18 protein-coding genes and 2 riboswitches are annotated in these 16,089 nt (G+C 40.5%); of the genes, 17 read left to right on the top strand and 1 reads right to left on the bottom strand.

Translation table 11 applies throughout. From position 1 onward, the window contains the following. Nucleotides 1-54: 54 nt before the first annotated feature. Nucleotides 55-972 carry a proline dehydrogenase family protein gene (locus QLQ22_RS21875; RefSeq protein ID WP_223438052.1) on the top strand — a complete coding sequence of 306 codons (918 nt, stop codon included), beginning with the start codon at nt 55-57 and terminating at the stop codon, nt 970-972. Nucleotides 973-1,448: 476 nt separating this feature from the next. On the opposite strand, the gene QLQ22_RS21870 is transcribed toward QLQ22_RS21875, so the two are convergent. Continuing rightward, on the bottom strand, nt 1,449-1,598 hold the full coding sequence (locus tag QLQ22_RS21870; RefSeq protein ID WP_223438051.1) for a YuzL family protein: 150 nt from the start codon (nt 1,596-1,598) through the stop codon (nt 1,449-1,451). Nucleotides 1,599-1,797: 199 nt separating this feature from the next. Here QLQ22_RS21870 and QLQ22_RS21865 point away from each other — a divergent pair, with 199 nt between their 5' ends. From QLQ22_RS21865 to sufC, 16 genes are all read left to right on the top strand, one after another. After that, complete coding sequence (locus tag QLQ22_RS21865; RefSeq protein WP_284015549.1) at nt 1,798-4,182, top strand: 3-hydroxyacyl-CoA dehydrogenase/enoyl-CoA hydratase family protein; 2,385 nt, start codon at nt 1,798-1,800, stop codon at nt 4,180-4,182. Nucleotides 4,183-4,196: 14 nt separating this feature from the next. Further along, nucleotides 4,197-5,372: an acetyl-CoA C-acetyltransferase gene (locus QLQ22_RS21860; protein WP_223438049.1), complete on the top strand. Its 1,176-nt coding sequence runs from the start codon at nt 4,197-4,199 to the stop codon at nt 5,370-5,372. A 31-nt stretch (nt 5,373-5,403) separates the two neighbouring features. Beyond that, entirely contained in the window at nt 5,404-7,188 is a 1,785-nt protein-coding gene (locus QLQ22_RS21855; protein WP_223438048.1) for an acyl-CoA dehydrogenase FadE, read from the top strand. A gap of 153 nt (nt 7,189-7,341) precedes the next feature. Next, on the top strand, nt 7,342-7,701 hold the full coding sequence (locus QLQ22_RS21850) for an arsenate reductase family protein (RefSeq protein ID WP_223438047.1): 360 nt from the start codon (nt 7,342-7,344) through the stop codon (nt 7,699-7,701). Nucleotides 7,702-7,762: 61 nt separating this feature from the next. Continuing rightward, on the top strand, nt 7,763-8,146 hold the full coding sequence (gcvH, locus tag QLQ22_RS21845) for a glycine cleavage system protein GcvH (protein ID WP_070874736.1): 384 nt from the start codon (nt 7,763-7,765) through the stop codon (nt 8,144-8,146). A 53-nt stretch (nt 8,147-8,199) separates the two neighbouring features. After that, nucleotides 8,200-8,445: a YusG family protein gene (locus tag QLQ22_RS21840; protein ID WP_223438046.1), complete on the top strand. Its 246-nt coding sequence runs from the start codon at nt 8,200-8,202 to the stop codon at nt 8,443-8,445. A gap of 116 nt (nt 8,446-8,561) precedes the next feature. Continuing rightward, a complete protein-coding gene (locus tag QLQ22_RS21835; RefSeq protein WP_223438045.1) occupies nt 8,562-8,909 on the top strand; it encodes a toprim domain-containing protein in 348 nt (115 codons plus the stop codon). A 25-nt stretch (nt 8,910-8,934) separates the two neighbouring features. After that, complete coding sequence (locus QLQ22_RS21830) at nt 8,935-9,243, top strand: thioredoxin family protein (RefSeq protein WP_223438044.1); 309 nt, start codon at nt 8,935-8,937, stop codon at nt 9,241-9,243. A gap of 161 nt (nt 9,244-9,404) precedes the next feature. Next, on the top strand, nt 9,405-9,728 hold the full coding sequence (locus QLQ22_RS21825) for an SCP2 sterol-binding domain-containing protein (protein WP_223438043.1): 324 nt from the start codon (nt 9,405-9,407) through the stop codon (nt 9,726-9,728). Between the two features lie 76 nt (nt 9,729-9,804). Further along, a riboswitch (SAM riboswitch) is annotated at nt 9,805-9,914 on the top strand. Between the two features lie 70 nt (nt 9,915-9,984). Then, the gene (locus QLQ22_RS21820; RefSeq protein WP_284015547.1) at nt 9,985-11,307 is read left to right on the top strand and encodes an O-acetylhomoserine aminocarboxypropyltransferase/cysteine synthase family protein; all 1,323 of its coding nucleotides are present in this window, start codon (nt 9,985-9,987) and stop codon (nt 11,305-11,307) included. Between the two features lie 104 nt (nt 11,308-11,411). Then, nucleotides 11,412-11,523: riboswitch (SAM riboswitch) on the top strand. A gap of 169 nt (nt 11,524-11,692) precedes the next feature. Further along, complete coding sequence (locus QLQ22_RS21815; protein WP_284015546.1) at nt 11,693-12,718, top strand: methionine ABC transporter ATP-binding protein; 1,026 nt, start codon at nt 11,693-11,695, stop codon at nt 12,716-12,718. Further along, a complete protein-coding gene (locus QLQ22_RS21810) occupies nt 12,711-13,367 on the top strand; it encodes a methionine ABC transporter permease (protein WP_223438040.1) in 657 nt (218 codons plus the stop codon). The genes QLQ22_RS21815 and QLQ22_RS21810 overlap by 8 nt, the downstream gene beginning before the upstream one ends. A 13-nt stretch (nt 13,368-13,380) precedes the next feature. Continuing rightward, nucleotides 13,381-14,214 (top strand): MetQ/NlpA family ABC transporter substrate-binding protein, encoded by an 834-nt coding sequence (locus QLQ22_RS21805; RefSeq protein WP_284015545.1) that lies wholly within the window; start codon nt 13,381-13,383, stop codon nt 14,212-14,214. Nucleotides 14,215-14,385: 171 nt separating this feature from the next. Further along, on the top strand, nt 14,386-14,754 hold the full coding sequence (locus QLQ22_RS21800) for a carboxymuconolactone decarboxylase family protein (protein WP_223438038.1): 369 nt from the start codon (nt 14,386-14,388) through the stop codon (nt 14,752-14,754). Nucleotides 14,755-14,969: 215 nt separating this feature from the next. Then, nucleotides 14,970-15,119: a YuzK family famiily protein gene (locus QLQ22_RS21795; RefSeq protein ID WP_476703496.1), complete on the top strand. Its 150-nt coding sequence runs from the start codon at nt 14,970-14,972 to the stop codon at nt 15,117-15,119. Nucleotides 15,120-15,294: 175 nt separating this feature from the next. Beyond that, complete coding sequence (gene sufC / locus QLQ22_RS21790) at nt 15,295-16,080, top strand: Fe-S cluster assembly ATPase SufC (protein ID WP_223438037.1); 786 nt, start codon at nt 15,295-15,297, stop codon at nt 16,078-16,080. Nucleotides 16,081-16,089 lie beyond the last annotated feature (9 nt).

Here is a 16,089-nt window from a genome sequence, read left to right as displayed (position 1 = left end):
TGATAAAATAACAGATAATTCTTAATTTTTTCGCCGGAGAGCGGGGGACTTCACATGGAGCAATTACTTCGAAGCTTTTTTTTGTTTTTATCAAAAAATAAAGCTCTGACCAAAGCAGCTAAAAGGTATGGACTGAGATTTGGAGCGGCTCGTTTTGTTGCAGGAGAAACAATTGAACTGGCAGCAGCAGTAATTAAAGAGTTAAATAAGAAGGGTCTAGATGTTACCATTGATTATTTGGGAGAATTCGTCGATAACGAAGCAGAGGCAAATGAAATGGCGGATCATTCGATAAAAGCAATTGAAGCAATAGGCAGGGAAAATCTGCAGTCACAGCTGTCCTTAAAGATGACTTCCATGGGTCTTGATATCTCAAATGAGGTTGTCCTACGGAATATGCGGCGGATTCTAGAAGCAGCAAAAACACATAATGTTTTTGTGACCATTGATATGGAAGACTATTCCCGCTGCGGGAAAACAATAGAAATCTTTAAAAGCCTGAAAAAGGAATATGATAACGTTGGAACGGTTATTCAGGCTTACCTTTACAGAACGATCAAAGATATCGATGATCTGAATCAGTTTCATCCGAATTTACGGCTTGTTAAGGGAGCTTACAAAGAATCTCCGCGTGTAGCTTTTCCTGAAAAGAAAGATGTCGACGGAAATTTCAAGAAAATAATTAAAATGCATTTAGTGAATGGGAATTATACAGCAATCGCAACCCATGACGATGCAATAATTGAATTTACAAAAAGATTTGTAAAAGAAAACAACATTCCGAATGGCCAATTTGAATTTCAAATGCTGTATGGCATCAGGCCGGAACGCCAGCTTGAACTAGTGAAAGAAGGGTATAAAATGCGGGTGTATGTCCCATACGGAACAGACTGGTACGGTTACTTTATGCGCCGTCTTGCAGAAAGGCCGGCAAACGTTGCATTCGTTTTGAAGGGAATGGTTAAAAAATAAGAAAAAACGCTCAGATGTCTGAGCGTTTCAGTATGAACATGGAATGCTGCTGTTCTGAAAGAATGAAAAGTGCACTGTTAAATTTCTCTCTCATAAAAAATATTCCTTTTCCGCTGTTCTAAAAAAGGAATAACAGACGAATATTGAATACCTTCGCTCAAAGTCTAAGTAAACTCGAAATGGACAGATCTGATCTCCCAGAAAAAATGGCTGTCGGAACATATACTTTTCCTAAATCATCACGGCCATCTTCATCAACCATTCCTTAAACTCTTCAGAAAGCTCGCTTTTCAAGAATATTTCGCCAAACTCGGCAAGCCTTGCTGGGCTGTCTGTTTGAAGATTTGTAATGATATCATCCGTTTCTTCCTTTGAAAAACCGTAAGGAAATCTGCTCTGTCCCTTCTGACGTAAAACGGGTGACGGAGTGTTTATAGAATAAAAAAGCTGATTCCTCCGAATCAGCTTCCGATCATTTATTCATGTCCCATGTTTTTCTTTTTATATTGCTGATTTGTACTCGAGCGTTTGCCCCCGCCGTCCATTTCATTTGTTGGACCAGAGCTGCCTTTTACGCTGGATGCACTTACTCCTGCTTTAGATGGTTCTTTCTTTAACCTTGCCATAATTGGTCACCTCCTGGCTTTTAGCCTTCCCGTCTGGCTTTTTTTCATGCCGTCACAATAAATATGTGAATTTTTTGTAAATGTATTGAACAAATTTTCGAAATCTTTTATATTGTATATAGAGGAATTGATTCCTGACTATTTTTTTCATCAAAAAATGAATGAGCATTCATTCAAATTGACAAAAGGGGGAGCATTCATGGTCCAGCGAATTAAAAAAGCTGCAGTTTTAGGATCTGGTGTTATGGGTTCAGGAATTGCTGCACACTTGGCAAATATCGGAATCCCTGTTTTATTGCTTGATATTGTCCCGCGTTCACTTACGGATAACGAAGAGAAGAAAGGACTGTCTTTAGAAGATCGATCTGTCAGAAACCGAATCTCTAATGAATCTATCCAAAAGTTATTAAAACAAAAACCGGCTCCGCTGACTGCTAAGGAAAATCTTTCATTGATCGAAGCGGGTAACTTTGAAGATGACATGCACAGATTGTCTGAAGCCGATTGGATTATTGAAGTAGTCGTTGAGAATTTAGACATAAAGAAAAAAGTCTTTACATTAGTGGATCAATATAGAAAACAAGGAAGTATTGTAAGCTCAAATACATCAGGAATCTCTGTTGAGGCGATGGCAGAGGGAAGATCTGAGGATTTTCAGAAGCATTTTCTTGGAACCCATTTCTTCAATCCGCCCCGTTATTTAAAATTGCTCGAAGTCATTCCGACTAAAGCAACATCACAAGATGTTTTATCTTTCATTAAAACGTTCGGGGAAGATGTGCTTGGCAAAGGCGTTGTTGAAGCGAAAGACACTCCAAACTTTATCGCAAACCGAATTGGAACTTACGGTCTGCTTGTCACTGTTCAGGAAATGCTCAAAGGAAACTACAGTGTAGGCGAAGTGGATTCTGTTACAGGACCGTTAATCGGCCGCCCAAAAAGCGCCACATTCAGAACACTGGATGTTGTAGGTCTCGACACATTTGCACATGTGGCGAAAAACGTTTATGACCAGGTGGAAGGAAAAGAGAAAGCTGTTTTTGAAATTCCGGAATTTATGAAAAAAATGCTTGAAAATGGCTGGCTTGGAAGCAAATCAGGTCAAGGCTTCTTCAAAAAAGAGGGAAAAGAAATTCTTGAGCTTAATCCTGACACGCTTGAATACGGAGAGAGAAAAAGATTAAAGGCCCAAAGCATAGAAATTGCAAAACAGTCAAAGGGTGCCGCCGCTAAAATGAAAGCGCTTATATACTCTGGTGATAGAGCAGGCCAATTACTTTGGAATATTACAAGTCCGACACTCCTTTACTCGGCACAATTGTCAGGAGAGATCGCAGATGACATCGTTGCGATAGATGAAGCAATGAAATGGGGCTTTGGCTGGAAATATGGTCCATTTGAGACATGGGATGCCATTGGGCTGTCAAAGTCGGTTGAAAAAATGGAGGCTGAAGGCGAGAGTGTTCCGGCTTGGATTAAAGACATGCTTGAGCGTGGATTTACCTCATTTTATAAAAAAGAAGATGGCATCTCATATTTTTATCATGACGGAGATTACAGACGCATTCAGCAAAACGAAAAAGTCCTTGATTTAAAAGATATAAAAGAAAGAAAAGGGATCATTAAAAAGAACAGCGGTGCAAGCTTAATTGACCTTGGTGATGATGTTGCCCTGCTTGAATTCCATTCTCCAAACAATGCAATTGGCATGGATATCATTCAAATGATCAATTTCGCAATCGATGAAGTCAGCAAAAACTACAAAGGGCTTGTCATTGGAAATCAAGGGAAAAACTTCTGTGTTGGAGCAAACCTTGCGATGATATTAATGGAAGCACAGGATGACAACTATTTTGAAGTTGACATGGTTGTCCGTCACTTTCAGCAGGCGATGATGAAGATTAAATACAGTCCTAAGCCAGTTGTAGCAGCACCGTTTGGCATGACGCTTGGGGGAGGAGCAGAAATCTGTCTGCCTGCTGCGCACATTCAGGCTTCAAGTGAAACGTATATGGGATTAGTGGAAGCAGGCGTTGGTTTAATCCCGGGCGGCGGCGGCAACAAAGAGCTTTACATCAAACTGCTAAACAGCATTCCTAAAGGGGTAGACTTTGATCTGCAGAATGTCGCAAATAAAGTCTTTGAGACAATCGCTACTGCAAAGGTTTCAGCCTCTGCTGCTGAAGCGAGAAACAATTTTTTCTTAAATGAGAGCGACTCTGTGAGTATTAATGGAGATCATCTCCTGCATGATGCAAAGCAAAAAGCTATTGAGCTGTTTGATAAAGGATATAAAGCACCTGTCCGTAAAAAGGTTCCGGTTGTAGGCGAAACTGGATATGCAGCACTGCTGCTTGGCGCGCAATCCATGCTTCAATCAGGATATATTTCCGAGCATGATTTAAAAATTGTAAAAAAACTTGCTTATGTCATTGCAGGCGGCAAGGTTCCATTTGGCACCGAAGTGGATGAACAGTACTTGTTGGATTTAGAAAGAGAAGCTTTCCTGAGCTTGGTTCAAGAGGGCAAGTCACAGCAAAGAATGCAGCACATGCTTGTTAAAGGGAAACCACTACGTAATTAGGAGGGTGCACTGTTATGAGAGAAGCGGTCATTGTAGCAGGTGCGAGAACACCTGTTGGAAGAGCAAAAAAAGGATCACTTGCAACTGTAAGACCAGACGATTTAGGAGCTCTCGTTGTAAAAGAAACGCTGAAGCGTGCCGGGGGCTATGAAGGAAATATAGACGATTTGATTATCGGGTGTGCAATGCCTGAAGCAGAACAGGGATTGAACTTAGCGCGAAACATCGGGGCGCTTGCCGGACTGCCTTACACAGTTCCCGCCATTACCGTTAACCGCTACTGCTCATCAGGATTGCAGAGCATTGCCTATGCAGCAGAAAAAATTATGCTTGGCCATTCAGATACAGTGATTGCAGGCGGAGCAGAATCAATGAGCATGGTTCCGATGATGGGGCATGTTGTCCGTCCAAATGCAAATTTGGCTGAGAACGCTCCTGAATATTACATGGGAATGGGGCATACAGCTGAGCAGGTGGCAAGAAAGTACGGCGTTAGCCGTGAAGATCAAGATGCATTTGCCGTCCGCAGTCATGAGCGCGCTGCAAGAGCCATCCAAGAAGGAAAATTTGATGATGAAATTATTGCAGTAGATGTCACACAAAGAAGTGTTGGCAGCGATAATAAGCTTCATGAAAAACATTTCCAATTCTCAAAAGATGAAGGTGTACGTCCTGGAACAAGCATGCAGATTCTTGCGAATTTAAGACCTGCATTTTCCGTTAAGGGATCTGTAACAGCGGGCAATTCTTCACAAACAAGTGACGGGGCTGCGGCAGTTATGGTGATGGACCGTGAAAAAGCAGATGCACTAGGTCTGCAATCCCTTGTAAAATTCAGATCCTTCGCTGTGGGAGGAGTTCCGCCTGAGGTAATGGGGATTGGGCCGATTGAAGCGATTCCGAGGGCTTTAAAACAAGCAGGACTGAGCTTATCTGACATCGGACTTTTTGAACTGAATGAAGCATTTGCCTCTCAATCAATTCAGGTGATTAGAGAGCTTGGATTAGATGAAGATAAAGTGAATGTTAACGGCGGCGCAATTGCACTTGGGCATCCGCTTGGCTGTACGGGAGCAAAGCTGACCCTGTCCCTTATTCATGAAATGAAGCGGCGCAAGGAACAATTTGGAGTTGTTACAATGTGCATCGGCGGCGGAATGGGCGCTGCAGGAGTGTTCGAGCTGGTTTGAAATAAAACTTTAGTAAACGGGGGAACCAAACATGTCTAAAACGACTGAAAATGTAATCAAAGGCGGTAGCTTTTTACTAGATGATGTGACTTTTGAAAGTGTATTTACTCCTGAGGATTTTACAGATGAACATAAAATGATTGCTAAAACGACAGAGGATTTTGTCGTAAATGATGTTTTGCCGCACTTAGAAGATATTGAGAATCATCAATTTGATAAATCTGTGAAGCTGCTTAAGCAAGCAGGCGGGCTGGGTCTGCTTGGAGCTGATGTTCCTGAAGAATACGGCGGCCTTGGACTAGACAAAATCAGTTCAGCTTTGATCACAGAAAAATTTGCACGTGCAGGCAGTTTTTCCTTATCCTACGGCGCACATGTAGGAATCGGGTCGCTTCCAATTGTGCTCTTCGGCAACGAAGAACAAAAACAGCAATATCTGCCAGACCTTGCAACAGGCCAGCGTATTGCAGCTTACGCATTAACTGAGCCGGGTTCCGGATCAGACGCATTGGGTGCAAGAGCAACTGCAAGATTGAATGCTGAAGGCACACACTATGTACTGAATGGAGAAAAGCAATGGATTACAAACTCAGGTTTTGCTGATGTTTTTGTAGTCTATGCAAAAGTTGACGGCGAGCACTTCTCGGCTTTCATCGTCGAAAAAAAATATCCTGGAGTATCAACAGGTCCGGAAGAAAAGAAAATGGGAATCAAAGGCTCTTCAACTAGAACTCTTATTCTTGAGGATGCATTGGTTCCAAAGGAAAATCTATTAGGAGACCTTGGAAAAGGCCATGTTATCGCATTCAACATCCTTAACATCGGAAGATATAAATTAGCTGTGGGAACAATCGGCGGATCAAAACGCATTATCGATGTCTCTGTTCAATATGCAAATCAGCGCCAGCAATTTAAAACGCCAATCAGCAGCTTCTCGCTGATTCAGGAAAAACTGGCTAACATGGCTTCTAAAACCTATGCAATGGAGAGTTCTGTATACCGTACTGTAGGGTTGTTTGAAGACCGCATGAGCCGTCTGTCGCCTGAAGAAGTGAAAGACGGCAAAGAAGTTGCTGCATCCATTGCTGAATATGCAATTGAATGTTCATTAAATAAAGTATTAGGATCTGAGACGCTTGATTATGTAGTAGATGAAGGCGTTCAAATCCATGGCGGATATGGTTTTATGGCAGAGTACGAAGTGGAAAGAGCGTACCGTGATTCCCGTATAAACCGCATTTTCGAAGGGACAAATGAAATTAACCGCCTATTAGTGCCTGGAACATATTTGCGCAAAGCAATGAAAGGTGAATTGCCATTGCTGCAAAAGGCTCAGGCTCTGCAGGAAGAATTAATGATGCTCATGCCTGAAGAAGTTGGTGAAGGCGTTCTGGAACAAGAAAAACATTTATTGAAAAATGCTAAAAAAATCGGCTTGATGATTGCTGGACTTGCTGCACAAAAGTACGGCCAGGCATTGCAGAAGGAACAAGAGGTATTAGTGAACATTGCAGATATCGTAAGCAGCATTTATGCTATGGAATCAGCGATTCTGCGTACTGAAAAAGCAATCAGCAAAGCTGGAGAAGCAAAGAGCGCTCAAAAGCTCCTTTATACTCAAGTGTACTGCCAGGAAGCATTTAATGAGATTGAAGCACACGCGAAGGAATCATTAGTTGCGATTGAACAGGGCGATACACTTCGCATGATGATTTCGGCACTCAGAAAATTCACTCGTCACACTCCGATCAACGTGATTGCCAAAAAACGTGAAATTGCAGCTGCACTAATTGAAGAAAATGGTTACCGCGCTTAAGCAAAGTGTAAGAAATGGACCTTTTCCGTAATGGAAAAGGTCTTATTTCTTTTAGGAAACTGATTTTTACACAATAGAAACTTGGGATTATGATTGTCCAATTGATTGTGGTAAAATAATCTTGTTCAATTACGGTTGCAGGTGGTGAGAAGAGTGGCTCTTACGTTTTATTGGTATCCAAAATGCGGTACATGCCGAAAAGCAAAAAAGTGGTTTGAAGATCACAATTTGCAGGTAGAAGATGTACATATTGTCGAAAATCCACCGACAAAAGAAGAATTAAAAAAGATGCTTGATAACAGCGGGTTAGAAGTAAAAAAGTTTTTCAATACCAGCGGTCAAAAATACCGCGAATTAGGCATGAAAGAGAAGGTTGCTTCTTTATCTGATGAAGAACTGCTTGAGATTCTGGCATCAGACGGCATGCTTATCAAACGGCCATTAACAACAGACGGCAAGAAAGTTACCGTCGGCTTTAATGAAGATCAATTCGAAGCAGCATGGGCAAAGTAGTAGAAGACTTTAACTTCAGTCTTTTTACAAATAAACAAGATAAAACTTGGAGGTAATAAAAATGAACACACCAAAAGAACTTCGCTATTCTGAAGAGCACGAATGGGTTAAAGTTGAAGGCGAAAAAGTACGTATCGGCATTACTGATTTTGCTCAATCAGAACTTGGGGATATTGTATTTGTTGAGCTTCCTGAAGTTGGAGATGAAATTAAAGCAGACGAGCCTTTCGGAAGCGTTGAATCAGTAAAAACGGTTTCAGAGCTTTATGCGCCAATCAGCGGAAAAGTTGTTGAAATCAATGAGGATCTTGATGACAGCCCAGAATTTGTAAACGAATCTCCATACGAAAAAGCATGGATGATTGTTATCGAGCCAAGCAATGTAAGTGATGTTGACAGCTTAATGACTGCTGAACAATATGTAGAAATGACAAATGAAGACTGATAAAGGGCATCAACTCAGGACACCCTAAGCTATAAAAAGGAGGGTGTTCCAGGATGTCATTTGAAAAGAAGCGCTTAGATATTACAGACCGGGTAACAGGACGCTTTTCAGAAGGTCAAATGAACTTGTTTTTTGAAAAAGAGCAAATTGGCACAATGTCTTTTGGTCAAAATGGAAATCAGGTTTCATTGAAAAATGGATATGAAGAAGAAAACCATTCCTTTTTCCAGGATGCAGACGTTTTATCAAAACAAGATGAAAAGTATGTAGATTGTGACGAAGAAAACGGCTGGTGCTAATCGAATGGCAGTGGAATGTTCCACTGCCATTTTTGTTCAATTATTTTAAGAAACAACCTCATGCAATTCGAATAGGTTATAAGATAACACATACTTTAACTGAATAGGTGATGGCGATGTCTGCAATTGAGGTTGAAAAGGTCATAATAGTTGAAGGAACATCTGACAAACGAAAGGTTCTTAATGTTGTCAATGAACCTGTAGAAATTATCTGTACAAATGGAACAATAAGCCTTACTCGATTAGATGAAATGATTGATGCTCTGTTTTATAGAGACGTATATGTGCTTGTAGATTCTGATGAATCAGGGGATCGCCTCAGAAAACAATTCAAGCGGGAACTGCCCGAAGCTGCTCATATATTTATAGATAGAATGTACCGTGAAGTTGCGACTGCACCTGATCAGCATGTTGCTGCTGTGCTTTTAAGTGCAAATATCGATGTTCAGGCGAAATACTTATAAAATAAAGGGAGTCTCATGAAAAGCAATGATTGAAATAAAAGAAGAACAATTAGATATGTTTGCTGAAAAAGAATTTGGCATCCTTTATCTATACACTCCATTTTGCGGAACGTGTCAGCTTGCAAAAAAAATGCTGTCTGTTGTTGAAGAGCTGCTCCCAGCTTTAGCGATTCATACGGCAAACTTAAATTTCCTGCCTAAGCAAGCGGAAGAGTGGGGAATTGAAAGTGTTCCCTGCTTGCTTATATTTGAAAATGGAGCGGTTACCCACAAGAAATATGCCTTTCATTCTGTTGAATATATTTATCAAATATTGAAAGAATATGCCGCCTGAGCAGGGCGGCATTTGACATATTTCTTGGGAAATAGAAAAAACGATTATTTTGTCTCTCCAAGTCCAATAAAGTGTCGAACTTTTCATAAAGGTGATGAGTCGTATTAAAACGAATTAATACGTTATGATCTGATAGGAAAGAAATGGGGAGAAAAAAAGAAATGGACTTATTTTCGTTTGTAGAAAAAATGAATGCGTCTTATTTTATTCAGCCGCTGCTTCCAAACGAAGAATTAAGAATACGGATAACCAGTTCAAAACAAAAACCCATCCTGCTTGTTTTAAAAAAGGGGGCTTGTTGTTTAAGCAGCGACAATGACAATCTTTCAGCACATGTACTGGTTTCAGGTGATGAAAATCATCTTCTTGACTGTTTTCACTCACCAATCAGACTTCTTCAGCTCTCAAAGCTAGGAGCGATTGAAGTAAAAGGATCATTTCGCAATGTACTAAGGCTTGAATCCATTATTCACTTGTCTAAATAATAATCTAAAAATTCAAACTATTAATTGACTGTGTAAATGAAGCGGTGTTACAATTCATTTAGATTCAATAAGTTTAATCTTATCAAGAGAGGTGGAGGGACTTGGCCCTGTGAAGCCCGGCAACCGGTTATTGCAACACGGTGCCAATTCCATCAGAGCAGGGTAGAATGCTCTGGAAGATAAGAAGAGTTATGGTGATTCCGCCTCTTCTTTGAAGGGGTTTTTTATATGGAAAAATGAAAAAGGAGATGGGAATATGGGACAAAATAAGTATCGGCTTGAGACGTTAAATGTACATGGGGGTTTGCAGAAGGATCCTGCAACAGGAGCACGGGCTGTGCCAATTTATCAGTCTAACGCCTATGTTTTTAATGATACGGAGCATGCATCGGATTTATTTGCTTTAAAAGAGCAGGGTTACATTTATACCCGGATACATAATCCTACCTCAACGGTTTTCGAAGAAAGAGTTGCCCAGCTAGAAGGGGGAGTAGGAAGTCTTGCTGTGGCAAGCGGCATGGCTGCGATAACGCTTTCCATATTAAATATTGCCGGAACAGGGGATGAGATTGTCTCTGCCTCAAGCCTATACGGGGGGACCTACAATCTCTTTCAAACCACTTTGCCTAAGTACGGGATACAGACTAAGTTTGTAAATGCGGATGATCCTGAGAATTTCAGGGATGCCATCACACCTAAAACAAAGGCCATTTTTGCAGAAACGATTGGCAATCCAAGTCTGCAGGTTCTTGATTTAGAGGCAGTGTCAAAAATTGCTCATGAAGCAGGTATCCCATTAATTATTGATAACACTTTTGCAACTCCTTATTTATGCAGGCCAATCGAACACGGAGCAGATATTGTCATTCATTCGGCCACCAAATGGCTGCTTGGAAACGGCACGACCCTCGGAGGAATTATCGTAGACGGAGGGAAGTTTGATTGGAACAGCGATAAGTTTCCGGGCTTTACTACTCCAGATCCAAGCTATCACAATCTTGTATATGCAGAAGCATTGCCGGAGGCAGCCTTTATTGTAAAAGCCCGCGTTCAGCTCCTCAGGGATTTAGGGCCTGCTATCAGTCCTTTTAATGCATTTCAATTTGCTCTTGGAGTGGAAACACTTCATGTAAGAATGAAAGAGCATATTTTTAATACGAGAAAAGTGGTTGAGTATTTAAATGAGCATCCTGCAGTTAAATGGGTGCTGTACCCTGAAGATGAACAGCACCCTGACAAGGCCCTGGCAGATAAATATTTAGCTAAAGGGGCAGGCGCGGTTGTAGTGTTCGGCATTGATGGCGGCCGTGCAGCAGGCGCAAAGGTGATTAATTCTGTTAACCTATGGTCGCATGCAGCAAATGTCGGAGATGCCAAAAGCCTGATCATTCATCCTGCCAGCACTACACATCAGCAGCTGGATGCAGAAGGCCTGAAAAAATCAGGAGTAACTGAAGACTTAATTCGATTGTCTGTTGGGATTGAACATATAGATGACCTTCTGGAGGATCTTGAACAGGCAATTGAACAAGCAACGGGTGTGAAATCATTAATTGAATCATCCGTCTTTTCGAATTAATAAAAAACTTTTTGGTTGACACGGTCTTTTGGCACATGATAAAATCACACTCGTACTACTAACTCACTGAATTTAAACGTAAACTAATTAAATAAATTGTAAGTCTCTTATCCAGAGAGGTGGAGGGAAAGTGCCCTGCGAAGCCCGGCAACCGTCAATTTTATTGAAAAGGTGCCAATTCACTCAAAGCTGTTATTCAGTTTTGAAAGATGAGAGAAAGGTTCTTCTATAGATATGCCTTTCTGCTCATTTATGCAGAAAGGCATTTTTGTTTTCTTAAAAGTTTAAGGGGAACAAGTGGTTCCGCTTTTCTTAATAAAAAAAATGAACCTGACGTAATTCGTGCAAAATGATAGTGAGTGGAATTTTGGAAGAAGGTGAATTCATGATTACGTTAAAAGATGTCAAAAAAGTCTTTCAATCAAAAAGCGGAAATGTTACCGCGGTTGATTCAGTTGACTTGAACATAAATCAAGGTGAAATTTTCGGAATTATCGGTTATAGCGGAGCAGGAAAAAGCTCACTGATCAGATTGCTGAACGGACTTGAAAAGCCTACAGGCGGTTCCATTCAAGTAGCGGGAAGAGAGATCGATAAAATCCGCGGAGATGAACTGAGAACGGCAAGACACGAAATAAGCATGATCTTTCAGCATTTTAATCTCCTTTGGTCAAGGTCGGTCCGGGAAAATATTTCGTTTCCATTAGAAATTGCCGGAGTGAAAAAAGAGCAGCGGGTGAAACGAGTGGAAGAGCTGATTAAGCTTGTAGGGCTGGAAGGGCGGGAAGATGCATATCCATCCCAGCTGAGCGGAGGACAAAAACAGCGTGTCGGTATTGCAAGAGCTCTTGCGAATAACCCAAAAGTATTGCTTTGTGACGAAGCAACATCTGCACTGGACCCGCAAACAACAGATTCAATTCTTGAACTGCTGGTGGATATTAACGAAAGACTGGGTTTGACCATTGTCCTGATTACACATGAAATGCATGTTATTCGTAAAATCTGCCATCGTGTTGCCGTTATGGAGAACGGAAGGATTGTTGAGCAGGGTGAAGTGCTCGATGTTTTCAAAAAACCGCAGCAGTCTATTACGAAGCGCTTTGTGAAACAAATTACGGAGCCTGATGATACGCAGGAAACGATGGAATTGATTCTTGAAAAATACAAACACGGAATGGTTATTCAGCTAACATTTGTGGGGGATTCAACAGAAAGTCCGCTCATTACGAATCTTATACGAAACCATCCGATTGAAGTAAACATCCTTCAAGGGAAAATATCGCAAACTCAAAGCGGATCATATGGTACCTTGCTCATTCATATGGACGGGCAACCTGAAGAGCTTGATAAGGCAATGGCATTTATCCGCTCTCAAGAAGTTGAAGCGGAGGTGATTGCAAATGTTTGAGAATGTGAGATGGGAAAATGTATGGGAAGCTACAAGTGAAACCTTATTCATGACAGGATTCTCCGTGGCTGCAACATTTTTCTTGGGCATTATACTCGGGCTGCTGTTATTCTTAACTTCCAGAGGCGGAATATGGGAAAATAAACCGGTAAATATCATTATATCTGCATTCGTGAATATTTTCCGGTCGATTCCGTTTATTCTGCTTATCATTTTGCTGATTCCTTTTACAAAGGCCATTTTAGATACGTTTCTTGGAGCAAAAGCAGCATTGCCGGCTTTAATTATCGGCGCTGCGCCATTTTATGGACGAATGGTTGAAATTGCTCTACGAGAAATAGATAAAGGAGTCATTGAGGCTGCAAGATCGATGGGTGCAAAAACATCAACAATCATTTGGAAGGTATTAATACCTGAATCATCTCCTGCGCTTATCTCCGGCATTACCGTAACCGCAATTGCACTTGTCGGCTACACAGCCATGGCAGGGGTTGTCGGCGCCGGAGGATTAGGAAATCTTGCATTTCTTGAAGGTTTCCAGCGGAATAATAATGCTGTAACAATGATTGCGACAATCTTGATATTAGTGATTGTATTTATCATCCAATTTATTGGGGACTTTATAACATCAAAATTAGATAAACGTTAGGGAGGAAATTTACATGAAGAAATTATTATTAAGTGCTGTATTCGCAACATCTGCTTTCGCTCTTGCTGCATGTGGTTCAGGAGGCGGAAATGGCGAAGGAGAAGAAACAAAAACGCTGAAAATCGGTGCTTCAAATGTCCCGCATGCGGAAATTCTGGAGGAAGCACAGCCTTTGCTTGAGGAAAAAGGCATTGAACTTGATATCGTGCCGTTCCAGGATTATATCCTGCCGAATAAATCTCTCGCAAGTAAAGAAATTGATGCCAACTTCTTTCAGCATATTCCATATTTAGAGTCTCAAATGGCGGAAAATAAAGATTACGACTTTGTTAATGCAGGCGGCATTCATATCGAGCCAATTGGTGTGTATTCTAAAAAACATAAATCATTAGAAGAGATTCCAGAGGGCGGCACAATTATCATGAGTAACTCTGTAGCTGATCATGGCCGCATGCTTTCATTGCTTGAAAGCGAAGGCTTAATTACGATCAAAGAAGGTGTCGATAAAACAACTGCAACAATTGATGATATCGCTGAAAACAAAAAAAATCTGAAATTCAAAGCAGATGTAGAAGCAAGTATCCTTCCGCAGGCTTATAACAACGATGAAGGCGATGCTGTTTTAATTAATACGAACTATGCAATTGGTGCAGGACTCAATCCTCAAAAAGATGCGATTGCACTTGAAGGGTCAGAATCACCATATGTAAACATCATCACAGTCCGCAAAGGCGATGAAGAAAAAAAAGAAATTAAAGCTTTAGTAGAAGTGCTTCATTCAAAAGAAATTCAATCGTTTATTGAAGAAAAATATGAAGGTGCAGTAGTACCTGTTGACGGAGAATAAATAGAAAGAGAGCACCCGAAATTCGGTGCTCTCTTTTTTATCTGAAATAACCCAATACAATATAGTAGAAATTAGGAATAAACGCTTCCGAAAAAACTCTTTTTACACATACATCTCCTGAATGTTTTGCATACTAATGATGATTAATATAAGGAATGGAGCTGAAAATTAATGCAGCATTTTGAACCGAGAAATATAAGCGAAGCCGCTTTGCATAATTACAAAGAAGGTCTAGGAGTTTTTACAGAAAAAATGCCTGAGCTTGCACATCTTTATAATGAATTCACTGAAGAATGTTTCAAAGAAGGAACACTTTCCCAAAAAGAAAAGCAGTTGATTGCACTTGGCATAAGCATCTATTCACAAGATGAATATTGTATTATTTATCATACAAAAGGCTGTTTAGACCAGGGAGCAAGCGAACAGGAAATTCTAGAAACAGTCGGAGTAACAGCTGCCTTTGGCGGCGGAGCGGCAATGAGTCAATCTGTTACCTTAGTTCAAGAGTGCATCACAGAATTGAATCACCTAAAGCAATAGCATACTCGAGCATATCGGAGTATTTATAAAAGAACTGTGTCTTAAATACTGACATCCGATATGAAGAACCATGATCCTTTCATATCCTTCTATATGATGATTGAGGCTGTTTTGACCAGGTGTTATCATATAAGAGTGCTAATTGATAAACATTGAAAGGATGATTCATTATCTACGCAAGTCAGCAAAAGCTTGATTTGAATTACACAAGTGAAATGGAAAAAGCCTTAATGCAGTCTCATAAAATGGGATATGCAGTATACAGCAGAAACCATGAAAAGCGTATGGAAGTAGAAAAGAATCGTGAAAAAGATTATCAGCAAAGCAAACATCTATTTGCAGTATTAGATCGTAAAATGAATTAATATACCAATCAAAAGGAATCAGTCACTGGCTGATTCCTTTTGAGTTATATATATCCGGTCCTTTTTGGGAAGCCACCGAAAAAGTTGTATTCACATTTCATTTGTTATAAAATTAGAATGAGAATAAATTGAGAATGATTAAATTGAGAATAGATTATTGGAGGTATAGTTATTTATGGCAGGTTCTACTTTAGTTATTAAAGATTTACATGTTGAAATTGACGGGAAAGAAATTTTAAAAGGTGTAAACCTTGAAATAAAAGGCGGAGAATTCCATGCAATCATGGGACCGAATGGTACTGGTAAATCTACACTATCATCTGCGATCATGGGGCATCCTAAATATGAAGTAACAAAAGGAAGCATCACTCTTGACGGTGAAGATGTCCTTGAGATGGAAGTAGATGAGCGCGCACGTGCAGGTCTATTTTTAGCGATGCAATACCCAAGCGAAATCAGCGGAGTAACAAATGCTGACTTCCTTCGTTCTTCTATCAATGCACGCAAAGAAGAAGGACAGGAAATTTCTTTAATGAAATTCATCCGCAAAATGGATTCTAACATGGAATTCCTTGAAATGGATCCTGATATGGCACAGCGTTACCTAAATGAAGGATTCTCAGGCGGAGAGAAAAAACGCAATGAAATTCTTCAATTAATGATGATCGAGCCTAAAATTGCGATTCTTGATGAAATCGATTCAGGTCTTGACATCGATGCATTAAAAGTTGTTTCAAAAGGCATTAACCAAATGCGCAACGAAGATTTCGGCTGCCTGATCATCACTCACTATCAGCGCCTGTTAAACTACATCACACCTGATCATGTACACGTAATGATGCAGGGTCGCATCGTAAAATCAGGCGGTCCTGAGCTTTCTCAGCGTTTAGAATCAGAAGGCTATGACTGGATTAAACAAGAGCTTGGCATCGAAGACGAAACTGTTGGTCAAGAAGCGTAAGCGTTAGGG

This window comes from Metabacillus hrfriensis, assembly GCF_030127205.1.
Taxonomy (GTDB): Bacteria; Bacillota; Bacilli; order Bacillales; family Bacillaceae; genus Bacillus_P; species Bacillus_P dongyingensis.
Note: the sequence above shows the minus strand (reverse complement) of the source record. Positions and strands in the feature narration are given on the sequence as shown.